Annotated in this window: 1 protein-coding gene and 1 pseudogene; one reads left to right on the forward strand and one right to left on the reverse strand. The window is 44.1% G+C overall.

The window, feature by feature from the left end:
* A pseudogene (locus H164_RS16120) lies at positions 1–115 on the reverse strand (helix-turn-helix domain-containing protein); the annotation flags it as partial.
* Between the two features lie 543 nt (positions 116–658).
* Here H164_RS16120 and H164_RS0114290 point away from each other — a divergent pair.
* The coding region (locus H164_RS0114290; protein ID WP_019969253.1) for a VapE domain-containing protein at positions 659–1,255 on the forward strand (597 nt) is incomplete at its 3' end.

Here is a 1,255-nt window from a genome sequence, read left to right on the forward strand (position 1 = left end):
CGGCAAGGCTGAGTATCTCGTTCCTCAGCTTTGCCCAGTTTGAATCCGTAATGATAAAATATCCCATAGTTTTATTGTTATTTTGTTTGTAATTCTGTCTTATTGGTATTGACAACACCTTTGTCTGTTCTGCGTTTCATCGCACATTTCTGCCTGCAAAAGTATGATGAGTTTATCACACTTCAAAGCAGTAGGGAACAGCAGGGAAACATCGGGAGGTTGAAGGAAAAACTAACGCATTTTATCGGCAGCGGTTTGCGCATTCTTACCCTGTTTTCTTCTTTCACCGTCCGTTTGGCGCAAAGATAGGACGGTGCATGTCCTATTCAATCATTCTTCGTTCAAGTGACACCTTGTAACACTTTTAGTGTGGACAAACGATACCCTATTTCTGTGCTGATTCTATTGTTTGCAATATCAGTGCAGAATACTGCAAACATGCGCAAGTGGCACACTTCTATCTCTGTCTTTCCTTGCTATTTTATACCCAGTTTTGACTTAATTCGTGTTTAAATCAGTCATTTATTTTCCTGTCTCCATAAAAATCCGTGAGAACTTCATTGCCAATGAACGCAACATTATGCAAGCACTCCCTGAATGCTTGGAACTTTGACATTCTCTTGATAACTTCACTCTCGGAAACCAAACTAAGCATATAATGAAACCAAGCGCAAATAAAGGCAATTCAGTGGGCGAAAATAATACGCCTAAGCAAAGGAAGACTTCCTCCAAAAATGGTGAGATAGAAACCTATCTCTCCTCTCGCTATGAGTTCAGATACAACACGGTGTTGGGGCGAACCGAATACAGGAGCAAGGAGGATGCTCACTTCTCAAAAGTGGGGCGCTATGAAATCAACACGCTCCGCAGGGAACTTGACAACGATGTGGGGATTATCACATCTTCCGACAACCTCTATTCAATTATTGAGAGCAACTTCTCTCCACGTGTCAATCCCATACAGGAGTATTTCAAAAGGTTGCCATTGGTGGATGTAAGCAGCAGTTCTCCCTTTTCACTGAGAGCCATTCACGACTTGGCAAGTTGCGTTGTGGTGCGTAACTCCGACAAGTGGATGCTATACCTCATCAAATGGCTTGTGGCGGTGGTCGCCAATGCGATGGACGACCGTGAGTGCCGCAACCACACCTGCCTTGTGCTGACAGGTGAGCAGGGAAAGTTCAAGACCACGTTCCTTGACCTGCTCTGTCCCCCAGCACTGCACGGTTACAGTTACACAGGAAAAATATATCCG

Origin of the sequence: Segatella maculosa DSM 19339 = JCM 15638, assembly GCF_000382385.1 — a bacterium.
Lineage (GTDB): Bacteria > Bacteroidota > Bacteroidia > Bacteroidales > Bacteroidaceae > Prevotella > Prevotella maculosa.